The organism is Salinisphaera sp. T5B8, assembly GCF_040361255.1.
Taxonomy (GTDB): Bacteria; Pseudomonadota; Gammaproteobacteria; order Nevskiales; family Salinisphaeraceae; genus Salinisphaera.
On the sequence record NZ_APNG01000001.1, the window covers coordinates 26,003 to 42,082 of the forward strand.

A 16,080-nucleotide genomic window follows, 5' to 3' on the forward strand; every position below is an offset into this window, starting at 1 on the left:
TGCTCGAGCGCCAAAAAACAAGCCCCGTCGAAACGGGGCTTGTATCAAACGTCAGATTTTCGCTTCAAACCGCGCCTAGAACGTCGCCCAATCACCATCATCAATATCGATATCGCTTTTGACCGGCGCCGGCCGCGCTGACGGCGCTGACGGCGCAGCCGATACGCTCGGTGAAACAGACGCTGCCACCGGCTGTTCGTTTGCAACGGGCGCAGACTCGACCACATTGATATCACCACGCAGCTTGAAGAATGCGACCTGACGCTTGAGCGCCTCGGCCTGTTCTTCGAGCGACCGGCTTGCGGCGGCGGATTCCTCGACCAACGAGGCGTTTTGCTGGGTCATGCTGTCCATTTGCGATACGGCCAGATTGACCTGTTCGATACCGCTGGACTGCTCGCTGCTCGCAGCAGCGATCTCGGCAATAATATCGCCGACCTTATGCACGCTCTCGACGATGCCGTCGAGCGTCTTGCCCGATAACGCCACCTGCTGTGAGCCATCGGCCACCTTCGCCGCACTGTCTTCCACCAGCGACTTGATGTCCTTGGCCGCGGCCGCGCTACGGCTGGCCAGATTACGGACTTCCGAGGCGACCACGGCGAACCCGCGCCCCTGCTCGCCCGCTCGGGCCGCTTCCACGGAGGCGTTGAGCGCAAGCAGATTGGTCTGGAAGGCAATATCGTCGATCAGGCCCACGATCTCGCTGATCTTGCGACTCGACGCGTCGATCTCCTGCATGGCAGCCACCGCGCGCGACACCACCTCACCGCCTTCACTGGCCTGCGCCCGCACACCGTGCGCCAGCTGATTGGCCTGGGCGGCATTGTCGGCATTCTGCTTGACCGTCGAGGTCATCTGCTCCATCGAGGCCGCGGTTTCTTCAAGATTGGCCGCCTGTTCCTGGGTACGGCTGCTGAGTTCGTCGTTGCCCGAGGCGATCTGGCCGGCGCCTACGCTTACCGACTCGGAGCCTTGGCGCACGTTGGCGACAATCTCGGACAGCTTGGCCTGCATGTTTTTCAGGCTCTCGAGCATGCCGCCGAACTCATCCTTATATGGATTATGGACATCGTTCTCGAGGTGACCGTCAGCGATCGAGCCGACCAGTCGACGCGCTTGATCGAGCGGCCGGGTAATCATGCGCGTGATCACGACCATGATGCCGAGCGTGAAGAGCGCCACCACGACAAGTGTCGCAACGATGATGTTGCGGCTGGTCGCGACCGTAGCCTGCCCTTGCGCAAAGAACGCACCGGCGCGCTCGGTCTGAAAGGTGGCCAATTCATCCATGTAACCGACCAGCGTCTCGAAGGCGGGCGCCACATCGACCGCGTAGAGGGCCTGCGCCTGATAGGTTTCGCCGGATTGCATCGGCTCGACGATCGTCTTGAGCACCGGCATGAATTCCTTGAACTTCGCTGCCGCTTGGTCGGCCTTGGCCCGCTCTTCGGGGCCGGTCAGCAACGCCGGATAGTAGTCGCCCCAGACGCGCGTGATCTTCGCGATATTGTTGTCGATGGATTGCGCCAGTTCGGTGCCGTCGTCGTTGAACATGAGGGCGGTCTGAACGTCGCGGCGTATCGTATTGAACGTATCGATGAGGACGTTGACCTCGATAACGCCTTTCAGGTTTTTCGAATAGATCCGATCGGTGACGGAAGCCACCTGGCTGTTGCTATAAAGCGAAAACGCGCCGAGCGCTAGTACCAGAATGGTAATCACACCGAAGCCCAACCCTAGCTTCCCCTTCACACTTTTCATCATTGCGAACCTGCCTGTTCAGTAGCTTTATTCCCGCGGTTTCGGCCAGCGCGAACACCGGTTCGATACGCCTTCGGCGGGGGTTGTTATTACGATTATTGGAATGCTGGCCACGCGGATGACGTTCGACCATCGCGCAGATGGCAGCTTTAGCACCCGGTACCTATCGGCGTAGCGCCGTATTGCTTGAGCGGCTTGCGCTAGCGCCCGATCGAGCACGTTCGCAGGCAAAATCAAACAGCCGCGCCGGCATGCCTTGCCTGCAGCGGCGAGTACTGTGGAGCACAGCATACGAATGACGCCGCAACGACGCCGGCACGCGAACCGCTCGCGGGAGCTAACGGTTACCGCGTCGCAAAGCAGGGGTCACAGGAGCGAACGTAAGCGCCGCCGCGGGAAGCGCCCGGCTCGTTGCTCGGGAACAATCATGCGACTCGTCTTGTGCACAATCGTGTCGGCGACGCATGGTCATCAAGCGCTTCGCGGACACGATCAAAGCGGCAGCGTAGAAAAGTATCTCCCGATTCTAGTGCTCGGTAAGCATTGCGCGCAGGCGCGATACGGCTTGGCTGTGTAGCTGGCACACGCGGGACTCGCTGACCCCCAGCACCACGCCGATTTCCTTGAGGTTGAGATCTTCCTGGTAGTAAAGACCCAGTAGAAGTTTTTCGCGCTCGGGCAGTTCGTCGATTGCTTCCGCCAGTTGCTCGCGGTCGCCGAACGCCAGAAGCGCATCGAGCGGGTTGGTCGAGGTATCGACGTCCGCCGAGACCACGGAGGCCGCTGTCTCTTCGGTACCGCTCTCCTCGAAGGCTTCGATGAAACCGTTGTTCACGTCGTGCAGCAAACGGTGGTATTCGTCGATCGGCATATCGAGTTCTTCGGCGATCTCGCGATCGGTAGCCTGGCGGCCATGACGATGTTCGAGACGCTGAATGGCACGGTCGACATCGCGACTGGCGCGACGCACGCTACGCGGCAACCAGTCGCGGCTGCGCAACTCGTCGATCATCGTGCCCTTCACACGCTGCGAGGCATAGGTCGCAAACGAGGCCCCCTGGGAGGCATCGAAGCGGTTGAAGGCATCCAGCAGGCCCACCATGCCCGCCTGGATCAGGTCGTCCAGTTCGACACTGGCCGGCAGGCGCACCTGCAACGACAGCGCATGCCGTCTGACCAACGGCAGATACTGTTCCACCGCCTGGGACCGATCGATCTTGCCTTGAGCCGTATACATAAGTGATCCGCCTGGATGATCCACCGCTGGCTGCGCGTTAGCACGTCCAGCGCTGTTGGTTTTTCGATGCAGGCAATACTAGGGGCTGGCAATAGATAGCGATTGGCGAATTAAGCGCAGGTTTCGGCCCCTTCTCGGCGAATAGCGTTGTCGGCACGGCCGACCAGACTTCCCGACTGGGTCTCATTAAAACTTTTGCTTTGAGGCCATTAAAGATTATTCGGAGCACGACGATATGTACCCCAGCGGCAGCGAGAGCCGCATCCCGGCAAGCCGCCGAACCCAACACAACGCACAGGGAAATCGCCATGTCATTCGTGATCAACACCAACACGCTGTCGCTGACCGCCCAGCAGAACCTCAACCAGTCCCAGAAGACCCTCAACAGCGCCATCGAGCGTCTGTCTTCGGGCAGCAAGATCAACTCCGCCAAGGACGATGCCGCCGGTCAGGCCATCTCCAACCGCATGACCTCGCAGATCAATGGTCTGAAGCAGGCTTCGTCGAACGCCAACGACGGCATCTCGCTGGCCCAGACCACCGAAGGCGCGCTCAACCAGATCAACGACAACCTGCAGCGCGTGCGTGAACTGAGCGTGCAAGCCGCCAACGGCACCAACAGCCAGTCGGACCTGGACTCCATCCAGAACGAAATCGACCAGCGCTTGAAAGAAATCGATCGCGTCTCGGAGCAGACCGCCTTCAACGGCACCAAGGTGCTCGACGGCTCCAAGACCGAAATCAAGATCCAGGTCGGCGACAAGGACGACCAAACCATCTCCATTAACCTGGAGAACATGGATTCAAATTCGCTGAGCCTCGACGGCTTCAATGTCAATGGTTATGCTGGCAACGTAACGACTGCTGGCACTATCGAAGATGATACCGGCACGGCCGTTACGGCTGGCAACATCACGTTCGACCCATCAAGCGGTTCTTTAACTAACGCTTCGTTGCAAGAAGATACTGAGGGCAACCTTTTCGTTGAAGCCAACGAAGGCGTGTTTGCGATTGAAAGCGTGAAAGTAACGACGGACGAAGCCACGCCTGCGAACTCAACCGCCACCGTTAAGGTCAACACCGAGAACGCGCTTGAAGCTAAGGATGCCGATCCGCTGGCCGCCCTCGACAGCGCCCTGAAGCAGGTCGACGATCTGCGCTCGGACCTCGGTGCGGTACAGAACCGTCTGGACTCGGCGATCAACAACATCTCCACCACCGAAATCAACATTTCCTCGGCCCGTTCGCGCATCACCGATGCCGACTACGCCACCGAAGTGTCGAACATGTCCAAGGCCCAGATCCTGCAGCAGGCCGGTACCTCCGTGCTCGCTCAGGCCAACCAGAGCACCCAGGGCGTTCTTTCCCTGCTCCGGTAAGCCTCGGCTTCAAGCCTTCGCTATACGCGAATAAAAAGGGCGCCTTCGGGCGCCCTTTTTTTTAGCTGCTTACACAGGCTTTGCCCGTTCCCGTAAAACACATCTCAATATCACCTTCACCCCGTAGCCGCCCCATCGGGCCATCACGCACACTAAAATTTCATTCAAAGCGCATAGAGAACGCTAAAGAAAATACTGAGCTAGGCGATATGACATCAGCGGCGCGATATGCAGGCCGCACCAAAAGCCGCCGAACATATTCGGCCAGTCACAACGACTTAGACACAGGAAATCGCCATGTCATTCGTGATCAATACCAACACGCTGTCGCTGACCGCTCAGCAGAACCTGAACTCTTCGCAGAAGACCCTCAACAGCGCCATCGAGCGCTTGTCCTCGGGCAGCAAGATCAACTCCGCCAAGGACGATGCCGCCGGCCAGGCCATCTCCAACCGCATGACCTCGCAGATCAATGGTCTGAAACAGGCTTCTTCGAATGCCAACGACGGCATCTCGCTGGCCCAGACCACCGAAGGCGCGCTCAACCAGATCAACGACAACCTCCAGCGCGTGCGCGAACTGACCGTGCAGGCCTCCAACGGCACCAACAGCCAGTCGGATCTGGAATCCATCCAGAACGAAATTAACCAGCGAATGGAAGAGATCGATCGGGTATCCGATCAAACTGCCTTTAACGGCACCAAGGTCCTCGACGGCAGCTCGGCGGAAATCAAGATCCAGGTCGGCGATAAGGACGGCCAGACTATCTCTATCAACCTGGAGAACATGGACTCCGCTTCGCTGGGTCTCGACGGTTTTAATGTCGATGGCCCGTCAGGCGCCCTGAGCGATGTGCAGGCCGGTAATGATGGAGCCGGTAACAAGGTCACCGTCACGAACGGTACGGTAGTCAACGGCGCTGGCGGCGACGTCTCGGGCACCTACACGCTCAAGCAGGATGAGAATGGCCGCTACTTTGCAACCGACGGTACTGACAACTTTGCTGTATCAAACGTAAGCATTGACGACAGCACGGATGCAACAGCTCCGACGGCCAGTTACACCGTCGATGTCGCGGGTGGCGCTCTTGATGCCGCGAGCACTGATCCGCTTGCCAAACTCGACAGCGCCCTGAAGCAGGTCGACGATCTGCGCTCGGACCTCGGTGCGGTGCAGAACCGTCTGGACTCGGCGATCAACAATATCTCCACCACCGAAATCAACATCTCGTCGGCTCGTTCGCGCATCACCGATGCCGACTACGCCACCGAAGTGTCCAACATGTCCAAGGCTCAGATCCTGCAGCAGGCCGGCACCTCCGTACTGGCCCAGGCCAACCAGAGCACCCAGGGCGTTCTTTCCCTGCTCCGGTAAGCCTCGGCTACAATGCTTCGCTTTACGCGAACACCAAGGGCGCCTTCGGGCGCCCTTTTTTTGCCCTGGTCTATTGCCCTGGCATGAAATTGACGATTTATCAGCGTTAATAGCGCGCGTAGGCGAACGCACGTGTGTCGCGCACAACGATCAAGAAGTCGTTGCAAACAGTTTACAAGGTCGACTGTTTCGGCGCTGGATTCATTGCCTCAGAAACCCAGGAACAGCATATCCAGCGCAGCTGAAATAGCGTGCTGTTGTTCGGCAAGGCTGCATACCGTCGGGCCTAGCTCGGACTCGGGTACGGCTGCCATGTACTGCGTGGCCATAACCACTTGGGTTCGTTTGATTTCGAACTCAGGATTCAGTCTTTCGGCAGGACGCGGCGCCGCCGCTTTCGGCAACAAAGGCACGACCATACGGGTATTCAGGCCGCTGAGAAGATCCGATTGAACGTCCAACAGATAGCCGCTTCCACCTTGGTTTCGGCACACATCGAAACGCGCCATTAGAACTGGCGATGTCGGGAGAGCGGCAGCCCATTCAATGCAACATATTCGTTGGAGCTATCCAATGCTGCTTGATTGGCCTGAAGCCACCGTTGCTGTTTCGACCGTCTCACCGCTTCAGCAATACCGGCCTCAGCGGATCGCGACATATTTACCCCCAGTGCCTTGGCCTCTTCTAGCAAGGCGCTATCCAGAGATAAGTTCGTCGGTCTTCTCGCGTGCTTGATCGATTCAGTCACGGGCGGTTCCCCACTTCTCAACTCAGTAGACACCCACATAACTTACGCGCATAAAATATGCGCATCAATGTTCGCATCGTGCGAGCCTACCCAAAGTATCTAACGGGGCCAAACCCACTCAGAAGACCGCCGATCTGGGTGCGGTCCAGAACCGCCTCGACTCGGCGATCAACAACATCTCCACCACCGAAATCAACATCTCATCGGCCCGTTCGCGCATCACCGATGCCGACTACGCCACCGAAGTGTCGAACATGTCCAAGGCTCAGATCCTGCAGCAGCCCGGTATCTCGGTACTCGCTCAGGCCAACCAGAGCACCCAGGGCGTGCTCTCCCTGCTCCGCTAAACCTGACCTGATCGACCTTTACGATCGAAACCACAAGGGGCGCCGCCAGGCGCCCCTTTCTTGTTTTTGAAGGACCAAATCAGGTCAAACCCACGTTGCGTGACAGGTGCCGCTACCGACGGCCACGTCTATCAGGACGATCCCGCGAGATCGGCGTCAATTCGCCAAAGATCGGCTAGTGACCCCAGCGTGATCGGCACTAGCGCGCGATCTTCAGGCGATGCCCGTAGCAGATACGCCGAAAATCGTAAAAGCATCACGCCCCATATTGGTTTGACGAGCCAGCGCTTGGCGTCGAACCGGAGCTGAGTGGCTTACGGGATCAGAATATGGTAATTAAGAACTGTAACCCACTCCGCGTATTTGTTATGAACGCTACCAATTTTGAAAAATTCAAAGCCGAATTCTACGCTTATCTAAGCGACGCAATGCTCACCTTTCAAGAAGTCGAATCGGTTTCTCGCAGCTTCATGGCGCGGCCAATGCAGCGCCATAAAACTGATTACTCAAACGAATTGGTTGCTGAATGGGCTTCGGAGCGTATGGTAACGCCGACCGGCGCCAACCGCCTCTTATCGCTTGTTACGAGCCAAATCAAGTTTTACCAACGCGTGACGCTCGGAAGAAGCATTATGAATTTCGGCCGGGTCGCCTATATCGATGTTAATAACCAACAGACTTTCCAAGATTTGCAAAGCCGGCTACTTCGGCTTTCCCAAAGAGCGTTGAAAGTGCAGAAGAGTGTAAATAGGTGGGAAGAATCTTACTGGTAAGTTGATTTCGAGCAGGTAAATGCAATGATGAAGAAAAGGGGTAAGATCCATTTAATAAAGTGATCGCAGGCCAGAACCCCGCTATGCTGAACCGGACGTCATGTTTTGTAGGCCGGCGTCAGTATTTAATTAACTTTGCCCCCCCTTATTCAGACCACGGCGGCTGCTTCTCCGGCTTCCCTTGCATAGCGGAGCCTATTCTACGGCCACTTCGACGGCGACCAGGTCAGGCGTTGGGCACCAAAGCGTGGTTATCGATTTGGCAGAAGCGGATGGTATGATTTTGTCATACCGTAACTGCTTTACGAGCTCCTGCTATGAGCATGCACCGGAAAACCATCACCCTGACTGAACAACAAGACGGCTGGGTGAAAGGCCAGATTGAAAGCGGTCATTTCGGCAATGATAGCGAGTATATCCGCCATCTAATCCGGGAAGATCAGCGATCCCAAGAACGTCTTGCGACGCTACGGCAGGCCCTCGCCGAGGGTGAGTCAAGCGGGACGCCTAAGCGCCTCGATATGTCGGCTATCAAGGCGGCTGGCCGCAAGCGGCTGGACGCGGGTAAGTAGTGCTCAAGCTGAGCATCACGCCGAAGGCGGAATCAGACCTCATCGGGATATGGGTTTACACCTGCGATGAATGGGGTGCCGATCAGGCGGATATCTACCTGGATCAGCTCGAGAATGGCATGAAACAGCTGATTAGCTACCCCTTGCTCGGCGCGAACTACGCCCACGTGCTGCCCGGATATCGCAGATTACAGGTCGAGCATCACGCGGTTTTCTATCAAGTGCTCGAACCGGAAGTGCTAGTTGTTCGTGTGCTGCACGAGGACATGGATGCACCGAAAAGGCTTCTGGCTTAGGAGAAAGGGTTAGATTCATTTAACGAAGCGATCTACCTTTTGCCTTGTATGGTTCTATCGACTACATCGCGAAAACGGAAAGGGCCAACCTGCCCAAAGCGCGGCCCCCGCATTTGAGCGTCGCGACCTTCTATATAGTCGCTTCGAGCGATGCCAAGGAAAAGGGCGCCCGAAGGCGCCCTTTTCTCATCCATGATGAATGCACGTGAACGCTACACCTGCATATTCATGATCTCGCGATAGGCACTCACGACGCGGTTGCGCACCTGTACGCCCATCTCGAAGGCGAGCCCGGCTTTCTGCATGTCGACCATTACGTCGTTGATACCCACGCCCGGCACGCCGCGCTCGAATGCATGGCCCTGCGCATGCGCTGTCTGCTTCATACCGTCGATCTTGTCGATCGCGGCGACCAGCGCATTGGAAAAATCGACGGCTTCCGTCTTTTCGCCGTTTTTCGGCACGGCCTGCGCAGCGGCTTGGACGCCGGGCTGCGCGGCCGCGGGGCCAGCCTGGTTGGCCGTGGCTTGCAGCTGTTGCAATACGCTATTGAGATTCACACCCGAGACACTCATAAGCCTTCCCTCGTGAAAGACGATCGGGGCGCGCAAGCCGCGCCGACACGATATCCAATTTGATGGAAGGCAGGGTAACGCAGGCGCAAGCGATCTAATTCGCTCAATTGCCGCCCAAAAAGCCGGCTTATTCGGCCTTTGATTTTCTTTCGTTGCTGAATAATGGCCCTCGTCCTGCTACGACCGCGACACATCGAGCGCCGCGGTCAGGCAGACAACAAGAGGGGCCCGGGTACATGAATCGACCCGCGGCAGTAACGCATCAAGCAACGAGGAATGAGCATGGCGACAGCGGAGACGCCGGTCGCAGCAGCCGAGGCCAAGCCCGGTGTGCTGGAGCAGCTACGCGCGAATCCGCGTCTGCCTTTGATCGTGGGTGTCGCGATTGCCGTGACCCTATTGGTGGCCATGGCGTTGTGGACCATGGGTCCTAGTTACGGCGTGCTGTTCTCGAACTTGAGCGATCGCGACGGCGGCGAAATCATCGCTGAACTCGAGCAGATGCAGGTGCCCTACAAGTTCGCGGGCAACGGCAACACGATCATGGTCCCGACCGACATGATCGATCGTACGCGCCTGCAGCTCGCCGGCGAAGGCCTGCCCAACGGCGGCGGCGTCGGCTTCGAACTGATGGACAATCAGTCCTTCGGCATCAGCCAGTTCGCCGAACACGTCAACTACAAGCGCGCGCTCGAAGGCGAGCTGGCGCGCTCCATCGAGAGCATGGACGCCGTCGCCAAGGCGCGCGTACATCTGGCCATTCCGGAATCCTCGGTATTCGTGCGCGAGCGCGAAAAGCCGAGTGCCTCGATCGTGCTCGATCTGTATCGCGGCCGCGCGCTCGGCGACGGTCAGGTCACCGCGATCGTTAACCTCGTGGCCAGCAGCGTGACCAACCTGCCCACCGACGGCGTGACGGTCGTTGACGGCGCCGGCAAGCTGCTGTCGAACAACGCCGCCACCGCGAACGACGCGGCCGATGGCGCGCAGCTCGAATACGTCGACCGTATCGAGCACAGCTATCGCGACCGTATTGAATCCATCCTCGCGCCGATCGTCGGCCGCGACAACATCCGCGCGCGCGTGGTCGCTGATGTGGATTTCTCCTCCAATGAGCAGACACAGGAACTCTATACGCCCAATGGCGACCCGGCCCAGGCGGCGATTCGCAGCGAACAGCGCAGCTCCACGCGTTCCAACGGCGGCCCGGCCATGGGCGGCGTGCCTGGCGCGCTGAGCAATCAGCCGAGCCCCGAGATCGCCTCGCCGATCAACGAAAACAACACCACGACGACGGCCAGAAAAGACGACGGGGCCAAGGGCGCGACCGTCAGCAACGCCACGATCAACTACGAGGTCAACCGCACCATCCGTCACACGCGTGAACAGAGCGGACAACTTCAGCGCCTGTCTGCGGCCGTCGTCGTGAATTATCCGATGCAGGCCAACGCCGAAGGCGAAATGCAGCCGATGCCGCTGGCCGAAGAACAGATGGCTCAGATCAAGAGCCTCGTGCGCGAAGCGATGGGCTTTTCGGCCGAACGGGGCGACTCGCTGGAAGTGATCAACATGCCGTTCACCGACCAGCCCGACACCGTCGTCGAGCCCAGCGTGCCCTGGTGGCAAGATCGCCAGCTCATTTCCATGGTCGAAAGCGCGGTCAAGTATCTGCTGCTGGCGATCGTGGCCTGGATCGTGTGGCGCCGACTGGTCAAACCGCTACTTGACCAGGTGCCGCGTCCGCCGGTACGTCTGGCCGATGCCGAGGCCGGTGAAATGGCCCGCGATACGGACGAAGACGACGACAACGGCGAGTTGCGTGCGGCCATCGAAGCCGGCCGCGGCAAGCGCCGGCAACAGGACGCCTTGCTCAACACGACGCGCGAAGCCGCCAAGAACGACCCCAAGCTGGTCGCCGCCATCATCAAGAGCTGGATGCATAGCAATGCCTAGACAGATGTTCAACGAAGCCGGTAGCGAGCGCGGCGCCATCCTCATGATGACGCTCGACGAAGACACTGCCGCTGATGTGTTCAAGCACCTGTCCACACGCGACGCCCAGGAACTGGGCGCGCGCATGGCCGGTCTGCGCAACATCTCGAACGAGCAGATCACCGAAGTGCTCAACGAATTCCACGAGGAATTCGAGCAGGTCAGCGCGGTGAGCATGAACTCCAGCGAACACATCCGTTCGGTTCTGACCAAGGCCATGGGCGCCGAGCGCGCAGCGAGTCTGCTCGAGGACATCTTCGACGCCCAGGAAGGCACGGGCATCGACGCACTGAACATGATGGAGCCGACCGTGGTCGCGGAAATGATCCGCGACGAACACCCGCAGATCATCGCCACCATCATGGTGCATCTGGAACGTGGCCAGGCCGCGGAAGTGCTCATGCACTTCGACGAACATCTGCGCAACGACGTGGTGCTGCGCGTTTCGACGTTTTCCGGCGTACAGCCCGCTGCGCTGCAGGAACTCACGGAAGTGCTGTCCGGGCTGCTCGACGGGCAGAATCTCAAGCGCAGCAAGATGGGTGGTGTTCAGACCGCCGCCGAGATCCTCAACCTGATGAACTCGGCCAACGAGGAAAGCGTGCTCGAGAGCGTGCGTGCGCACGACGACAGTCTGGCCCAGAAGATCATCGACCAGATGTTCGTATTCGAGGATCTGGCCAGCGCCGACGATCGCACCATCCAGCGCCTGCTCCAGGAAGTCGACCAGAACAGCCTGGTGGTCGCACTCAAGGGCACGCCAGAGGAACTGATCTCGCGCTTTACCTCGAACATGGCCAATCGCGCGGCCGAAATGTTGCGCGAAGACATGGATCTGCGCGGCCCGATTCGCGTGTCGCAGGTCGAAACCGAACGCAAGGCCATTCTGCAGACCGTACGCCGACTGGCCGACGCCGGCGAAATCACGCTGAGCAAGGAAGACGACGAATATGTCTGATCGCTCGGGTGCGCGAAACAACGCCTGGCGCCCCTGGCAGATGGGCGCGCTGGAGCGGCGCATGCCGCGGCGCGACAACGCCGACGAGGCCGATGCGCCCGCGCGCCGCCGCGAAGACGGCATCAGCTTCGCGCTGTTCGAACTGGCCAAGGAAGAAGCCGTAGCCAAGGGCCACGACGCCGGCTATGCAGACGGCCTGGAAAAGGGCCGGGCCGAGGGCAAGGCCGAGGCAAAAGCCGAACACGAACAACGCCTGGCCGCCGAACTCGAAACGCTGCTGGGCCCCATACGCGAACTCAGCACCGCGTTTCGGGACTCGGTAAACAGTCTGAATGACCAGGTTTCCTACGAGTTGGTAGAACTGGCCCTGGAAGCCGGTCAGCAACTGGCAGGACGGGCCTTACAGCTCAAACCCGAGCATATCCTCGAAGAGATCGAAGCCCTGATGGCGGAAAACCCGACCATCGGCGGCAAACCGACGCTCTATGTAAATATCGAAGATCACGCCCTGGTCGATCAGCATCTGTCGCAGACACTGCAAGCTGCAGGCTGGGAACTCAGACCCGACATGGGGCTGGCACGCGGGGATTGCCGCGTGGAAAGCGAACAGCGTGCCATTGATGCCACGGTGGGCGATCGTTGGAAGCGTTTGTTGCACACGGTCGGTCACGGAGAAGAAGCATGAGCGCCAATCCGAACATCGCCCAACAGTGGATCGAGCAGTTGCGCGAAGCCCGGCAACAGGTCAGCAGCCTGTCGCGTACCCGCCAGGGCGGGCGCCTGACCCGGGCCACCGGCCTGGTGCTCGAAGCAGTCGGCCTGCAATTGCCGTTGGGCGCGCATTGTATTGTCGAGATCCGCGGCGGCAACGATTTTGCCGAAGCCGAAGTCGTCGGCTTCAACCCGGAAAAACTGCTGCTCATGCCATTCGTCGATACCGCCGAAATGGTGCCAGGCGCGCGCGTATGGGCCACCCTGCCCCCGCCGGGCGCGCAGGCGATCGGCAGCAAGCGCGTGCCCGTGGGCGACAGTCTGCTCGGGCGCGTGGTCGATGCGCGCGGCCGTGTACTCGACGGGCGCGGCCCGTTGCACGACCCGGCCCATGCAACACTGGCCGCGCCGCGTCTGAACCCGCTCGATCGCGAACCCATCCACGAAGTGCTGGATGTGGGTGTCCGCGCGATCAATGCGCTGCTGACGGTCGGGCGCGGGCAGCGCCTGGGCCTGTTCGCCGGCTCCGGCGTGGGCAAGAGCGTGTTGCTGGGCATGATGGCGCGTTTCACCCAGGCCGATGTCATCGTGGTCGGACTCATCGGCGAGCGCGGGCGCGAGGTCAAGGACTTCATCGACAACATTCTCGGCACCGAAGGCCTCAAACGGGCGGTGGTCGTGGCCGCGCCGGCCGACGACTCTGCTCTGCTGCGACTGCAGGGCGCGGATTATGCGACCCGTCTGGCCGAGGATTTTCGCGAGCGCGGCAAGAACGTGCTGCTGATCATGGACTCGCTGACTCGCTATGCCATGGCCCAGCGCGAAATCGCCCTGGCCATCGGCGAGCCGCCGGCGACCAAGGGCTATCCACCGTCGGTATTCGCCAAACTGCCCAAACTGGTCGAGCGCGCCGGTAACGATGCGCCCGGCAAGGGCTCGATCACGGCCTTCTATACCGTGCTCACCGAAGGCGACGACCAGCAGGACCCGATCGCCGACTCCGCGCGCGCCATTCTCGACGGCCATTTCGTGCTGTCTCGACAGCTGGCCGAATCCGGCCATTATCCGGCTATCGATATCGAAGCCTCGATAAGCCGCGCTATGACCGCGCTTATCGACGAAATGCATCTGTCGCGTATCCAGTACTTTAAGCAAATGCTCTCTCGCTACCAGCGCAATCGCGACCTGATCAGCGTGGGGGCCTATGCCAAGGGCAGCGACCCGTTGCTCGATCAGGCCATCGAGATGTACCCGCAGCTCGAAGCCTTTTTGCAGCAATCGATGAATCAACGCGCCGACTTCGAACACGCCAGCGAGCACCTGGCCCAACTGCTACCGCAACGAACCAATCACTAGAACATGGCCAAGACATCCGCACTCGATACGCTCATCGACCTGGCAACCGACGACCGCGACGCGGCCGCGGTCAAGCTCGGCCAGCTGCGCCAGGATCACCTGCAGACCGAGCAGAAGCTGGAAGCGCTGCTGGGCTATCACGCCGAATATCAGCGTCGTCTGGATGAAGCCATGACCATGGGCATGAGTATTGCCACGCTGCAGAACTACCAGCGCTTCATTGCCTCGCTGGAACACGCCATCGAGGCACAACGCGGCGCTGTCAATCAAAGCGAACGCCGTATCGAGCACGGCAACGAAGACTGGCGTGCACGCCAGAAACGCCTGAACTCTTACGACGTGCTGGCCGTGCGCCGGCGCGAAGCCGCCGAAAAAGCCGAGGCCCGGCGCGAACAGCGCCAGACCGATGAATTCGCCAGCCGCGCGCTGTCCGCCGGCCTGTATCAATAAGCCCGCGCGGCTCACGGGATCGCGATATGAGTATTCAACTGGTCAACAAGATTGCACCGACGTCGACCGAGGGTTCCGCGAAGGCCGGGCCGGCGGGCGACAAGCCCCAGGGCGAGGCCAGTTTCTCGGCCGTGCTGGCTGATCGCCGGCGCGCGGATACGCCCGCCGATACGCGTACCACCGATGCGCCGAAGCAGGCGCCGTCCAGCCCGCAAGCGCGCATCGCGCAGCTGACAGACAAACAACAGGCAGGCGCCGATGGCGATGGCGTGCCCCGCGATACCGCGGCCAAACGCCACGGGGACATCGACCTGGCCAGCGCGAAAACGCGGCCAGCGCGTGGCGACCAGATTGCGCTGACCGATCTGACGGGCGAGGCCCGGCCGGCCGGCGACCCGCGCCCCAGTGATCTTGCCGAGACGCTCGATCTCGAGCCCGCCACGCAGGCCGAACCGGCGCATGCGTCGAGCCACGACGAGGCGTCCGATAACGATGCGACCGTCTTTGCCGATATCCGCTGGCACACGATCGCCGTGTCGCTACAGCACAATACGGGCACTGCCGTAGCGGCCAAAGGCGCTTTGCCAGCCGGCGCCCACACCGCCATCAATGCCAGCGCGGCCGATACGCGCATGGCTGGCGCCACCACCGACCTGCAACTGGCCCTGTCGGGTACAGGCCAGGCTGGCGCACAGGATGGACGCGCCGCGATCGAGTGGCGCACGCTGGATACACGCAGCGCCCGGGCTGGCCGGGCCGACAACGACAGCGGTCTGCGGCTTGCCGCCGCCGGCGATGCGGCGCTGAACCGACAGGGCGACGAGGCGCTCGCCGCCGATCGATCCCGTATCGCCTTCGGTGCCCAGCATATGCCCACCGACGCGCGTAATAATCCGGCCGCCTGGGCCGCCTTTACCGGCGATGTGCAGACTCAGAGCTTCGGCAAGCGTTTTGCCAGCGCCGCGGGCACCGAGGCCACCGACGCTGCCGATCTGAAATCGCTGCCGGGCACGGCAACGAGCATCCAGGCGGGCACGAACCCGGCGCTTGCGACAAGCGCGCCGGCCGCGACGCTGAGCGCCAATATCAACGCACCGCTGGGCAGCGAAGCCTGGAAGCAGGCAATCAACCAGCAGGCCCTGCGCCTGAGCCACGTCGGCGACGGCGCAGCCGAACTCACGCTCTATCCGCGTGAACTGGGCCAGCTGCATGTATCACTGAAGATGGGTGAAAACGCGCAGCTGCACTTCGCCTCGGCGCATGCGGATGTGCGGGCCGCCGTGGAAGCCGCGCTGCCCCAGTTGCGCCAGACCCTGGCGGACAACGGGATCAACCTTGGCCAGACCTCGGTCAGCGATCAGGGCACGAATTCGAACGCGTCGAACGGGGATGGCAGTGGCCGCGCTCAGGGTGGGCGCATGCCGGCCGATAGCACGGACGTCGCCAGCGCCGATACGCTGACCGCGCCAGTCGCGGTGACCACGCTCGCCGGGCGCACGCTCGACGGCGGCATCGACATCTTCGCCTAGTCATCGCAAACCCGGCCGT

General features: G+C 60.5%; 16 protein-coding genes and 1 pseudogene. 12 read left to right on the forward strand and 5 right to left on the reverse strand.

The annotated features are described in order from the left end of the window. Positions 1 to 75: 75 nt before the first annotated feature. Both T5B8_RS00115 and T5B8_RS00120 read right to left on the reverse strand, forming a co-directional pair. The gene (locus T5B8_RS00115; RefSeq protein ID WP_353175154.1) at positions 76 to 1,767 is read right to left on the reverse strand and encodes a methyl-accepting chemotaxis protein; all 1,692 of its coding nucleotides are present in this window, start codon (positions 1,765 to 1,767) and stop codon (positions 76 to 78) included. Positions 1,768 to 2,290: 523 nt separating this feature from the next. Beyond that, positions 2,291 to 3,001 carry an RNA polymerase sigma factor FliA gene (locus T5B8_RS00120; protein ID WP_353175156.1) on the reverse strand — a complete coding sequence of 237 codons (711 nt, stop codon included), beginning with the start codon at positions 2,999 to 3,001 and terminating at the stop codon, positions 2,291 to 2,293. 308 nt (positions 3,002 to 3,309) lie between these two features. Between T5B8_RS00120 and T5B8_RS00125 the strand changes: the two genes are divergently transcribed. Together T5B8_RS00125 and T5B8_RS00130 are read left to right on the forward strand one after the other, a co-directional pair. Continuing rightward, positions 3,310 to 4,380 (forward strand): FliC/FljB family flagellin, encoded by a 1,071-nt coding sequence (locus T5B8_RS00125; protein WP_353175158.1) that lies wholly within the window; start codon positions 3,310 to 3,312, stop codon positions 4,378 to 4,380. 297 nt (positions 4,381 to 4,677) lie between these two features. Further along, positions 4,678 to 5,754, forward strand: a complete 1,077-nt coding sequence (locus T5B8_RS00130) for a FliC/FljB family flagellin (RefSeq protein ID WP_353175159.1) — start codon at positions 4,678 to 4,680, stop codon at positions 5,752 to 5,754. A gap of 209 nt (positions 5,755 to 5,963) precedes the next feature. On the opposite strand, the gene T5B8_RS00135 is transcribed toward T5B8_RS00130, so the two are convergent. Together T5B8_RS00135 and T5B8_RS00140 are read right to left on the reverse strand one after the other, a co-directional pair. Further along, complete coding sequence (locus T5B8_RS00135; RefSeq protein ID WP_353175160.1) at positions 5,964 to 6,263, reverse strand: CcdB family protein; 300 nt, start codon at positions 6,261 to 6,263, stop codon at positions 5,964 to 5,966. Then, complete coding sequence (locus T5B8_RS00140) at positions 6,263 to 6,502, reverse strand: type II toxin-antitoxin system CcdA family antitoxin (RefSeq protein WP_293627591.1); 240 nt, start codon at positions 6,500 to 6,502, stop codon at positions 6,263 to 6,265. Before T5B8_RS00140 ends, T5B8_RS00135 begins: the two co-directional genes overlap by 1 nt. Before the next feature lie 128 nt (positions 6,503 to 6,630). Here T5B8_RS00140 and T5B8_RS00145 point away from each other — a divergent pair. The 4 genes and pseudogenes from T5B8_RS00145 to T5B8_RS00160 form a co-directional block, all read left to right on the forward strand. After that, positions 6,631 to 6,849, forward strand: a pseudogene (locus T5B8_RS00145) (flagellin); the annotation flags it as partial. Positions 6,850 to 7,217: 368 nt separating this feature from the next. Beyond that, positions 7,218 to 7,622: a hypothetical protein gene (locus tag T5B8_RS00150; RefSeq protein ID WP_353175162.1), complete on the forward strand. Its 405-nt coding sequence runs from the start codon at positions 7,218 to 7,220 to the stop codon at positions 7,620 to 7,622. A gap of 317 nt (positions 7,623 to 7,939) precedes the next feature. Next, complete coding sequence (locus tag T5B8_RS00155) at positions 7,940 to 8,194, forward strand: type II toxin-antitoxin system ParD family antitoxin (RefSeq protein WP_353175164.1); 255 nt, start codon at positions 7,940 to 7,942, stop codon at positions 8,192 to 8,194. Continuing rightward, the gene (locus T5B8_RS00160; RefSeq protein WP_353175166.1) at positions 8,194 to 8,490 is read left to right on the forward strand and encodes a type II toxin-antitoxin system RelE/ParE family toxin; all 297 of its coding nucleotides are present in this window, start codon (positions 8,194 to 8,196) and stop codon (positions 8,488 to 8,490) included. Before T5B8_RS00155 ends, T5B8_RS00160 begins: the two co-directional genes overlap by 1 nt. Before the next feature lie 212 nt (positions 8,491 to 8,702). Here the strand turns inward: T5B8_RS00160 and fliE are convergent, their stop codons facing one another. Beyond that, a complete protein-coding gene (gene fliE, locus T5B8_RS00165) occupies positions 8,703 to 9,065 on the reverse strand; it encodes a flagellar hook-basal body complex protein FliE (RefSeq protein ID WP_353175167.1) in 363 nt (120 codons plus the stop codon). A 282-nt stretch (positions 9,066 to 9,347) separates the two neighbouring features. Here fliE and fliF point away from each other — a divergent pair, with 282 nt between their 5' ends. The 6 genes from fliF to T5B8_RS00195 are packed head-to-tail and all read left to right on the forward strand — an operon-like array spanning position 9,348 to position 16,061. Continuing rightward, on the forward strand, positions 9,348 to 11,018 hold the full coding sequence (gene fliF, locus T5B8_RS00170) for a flagellar basal-body MS-ring/collar protein FliF (protein ID WP_502950766.1): 1,671 nt from the start codon (positions 9,348 to 9,350) through the stop codon (positions 11,016 to 11,018). A 4-nt stretch (positions 11,019 to 11,022) separates the two neighbouring features. Beyond that, a complete protein-coding gene (gene fliG, locus T5B8_RS00175; protein WP_353175675.1) occupies positions 11,023 to 12,015 on the forward strand; it encodes a flagellar motor switch protein FliG in 993 nt (330 codons plus the stop codon). After that, positions 12,008 to 12,700 (forward strand): flagellar assembly protein FliH, encoded by a 693-nt coding sequence (locus tag T5B8_RS00180; protein WP_353175170.1) that lies wholly within the window; start codon positions 12,008 to 12,010, stop codon positions 12,698 to 12,700. Before fliG ends, T5B8_RS00180 begins: the two co-directional genes overlap by 8 nt. Beyond that, entirely contained in the window at positions 12,697 to 14,082 is a 1,386-nt protein-coding gene (gene fliI / locus T5B8_RS00185) for a flagellar protein export ATPase FliI (protein WP_353175172.1), read from the forward strand. Before T5B8_RS00180 ends, fliI begins: the two co-directional genes overlap by 4 nt. Before the next feature lie 3 nt (positions 14,083 to 14,085). Next, positions 14,086 to 14,532, forward strand: a complete 447-nt coding sequence (gene fliJ, locus T5B8_RS00190; protein ID WP_353175174.1) for a flagellar export protein FliJ — start codon at positions 14,086 to 14,088, stop codon at positions 14,530 to 14,532. Positions 14,533 to 14,558: 26 nt separating this feature from the next. Next, positions 14,559 to 16,061 carry a flagellar hook-length control protein FliK gene (locus T5B8_RS00195; RefSeq protein WP_353175175.1) on the forward strand — a complete coding sequence of 501 codons (1,503 nt, stop codon included), beginning with the start codon at positions 14,559 to 14,561 and terminating at the stop codon, positions 16,059 to 16,061. Positions 16,062 to 16,080 lie beyond the last annotated feature (19 nt).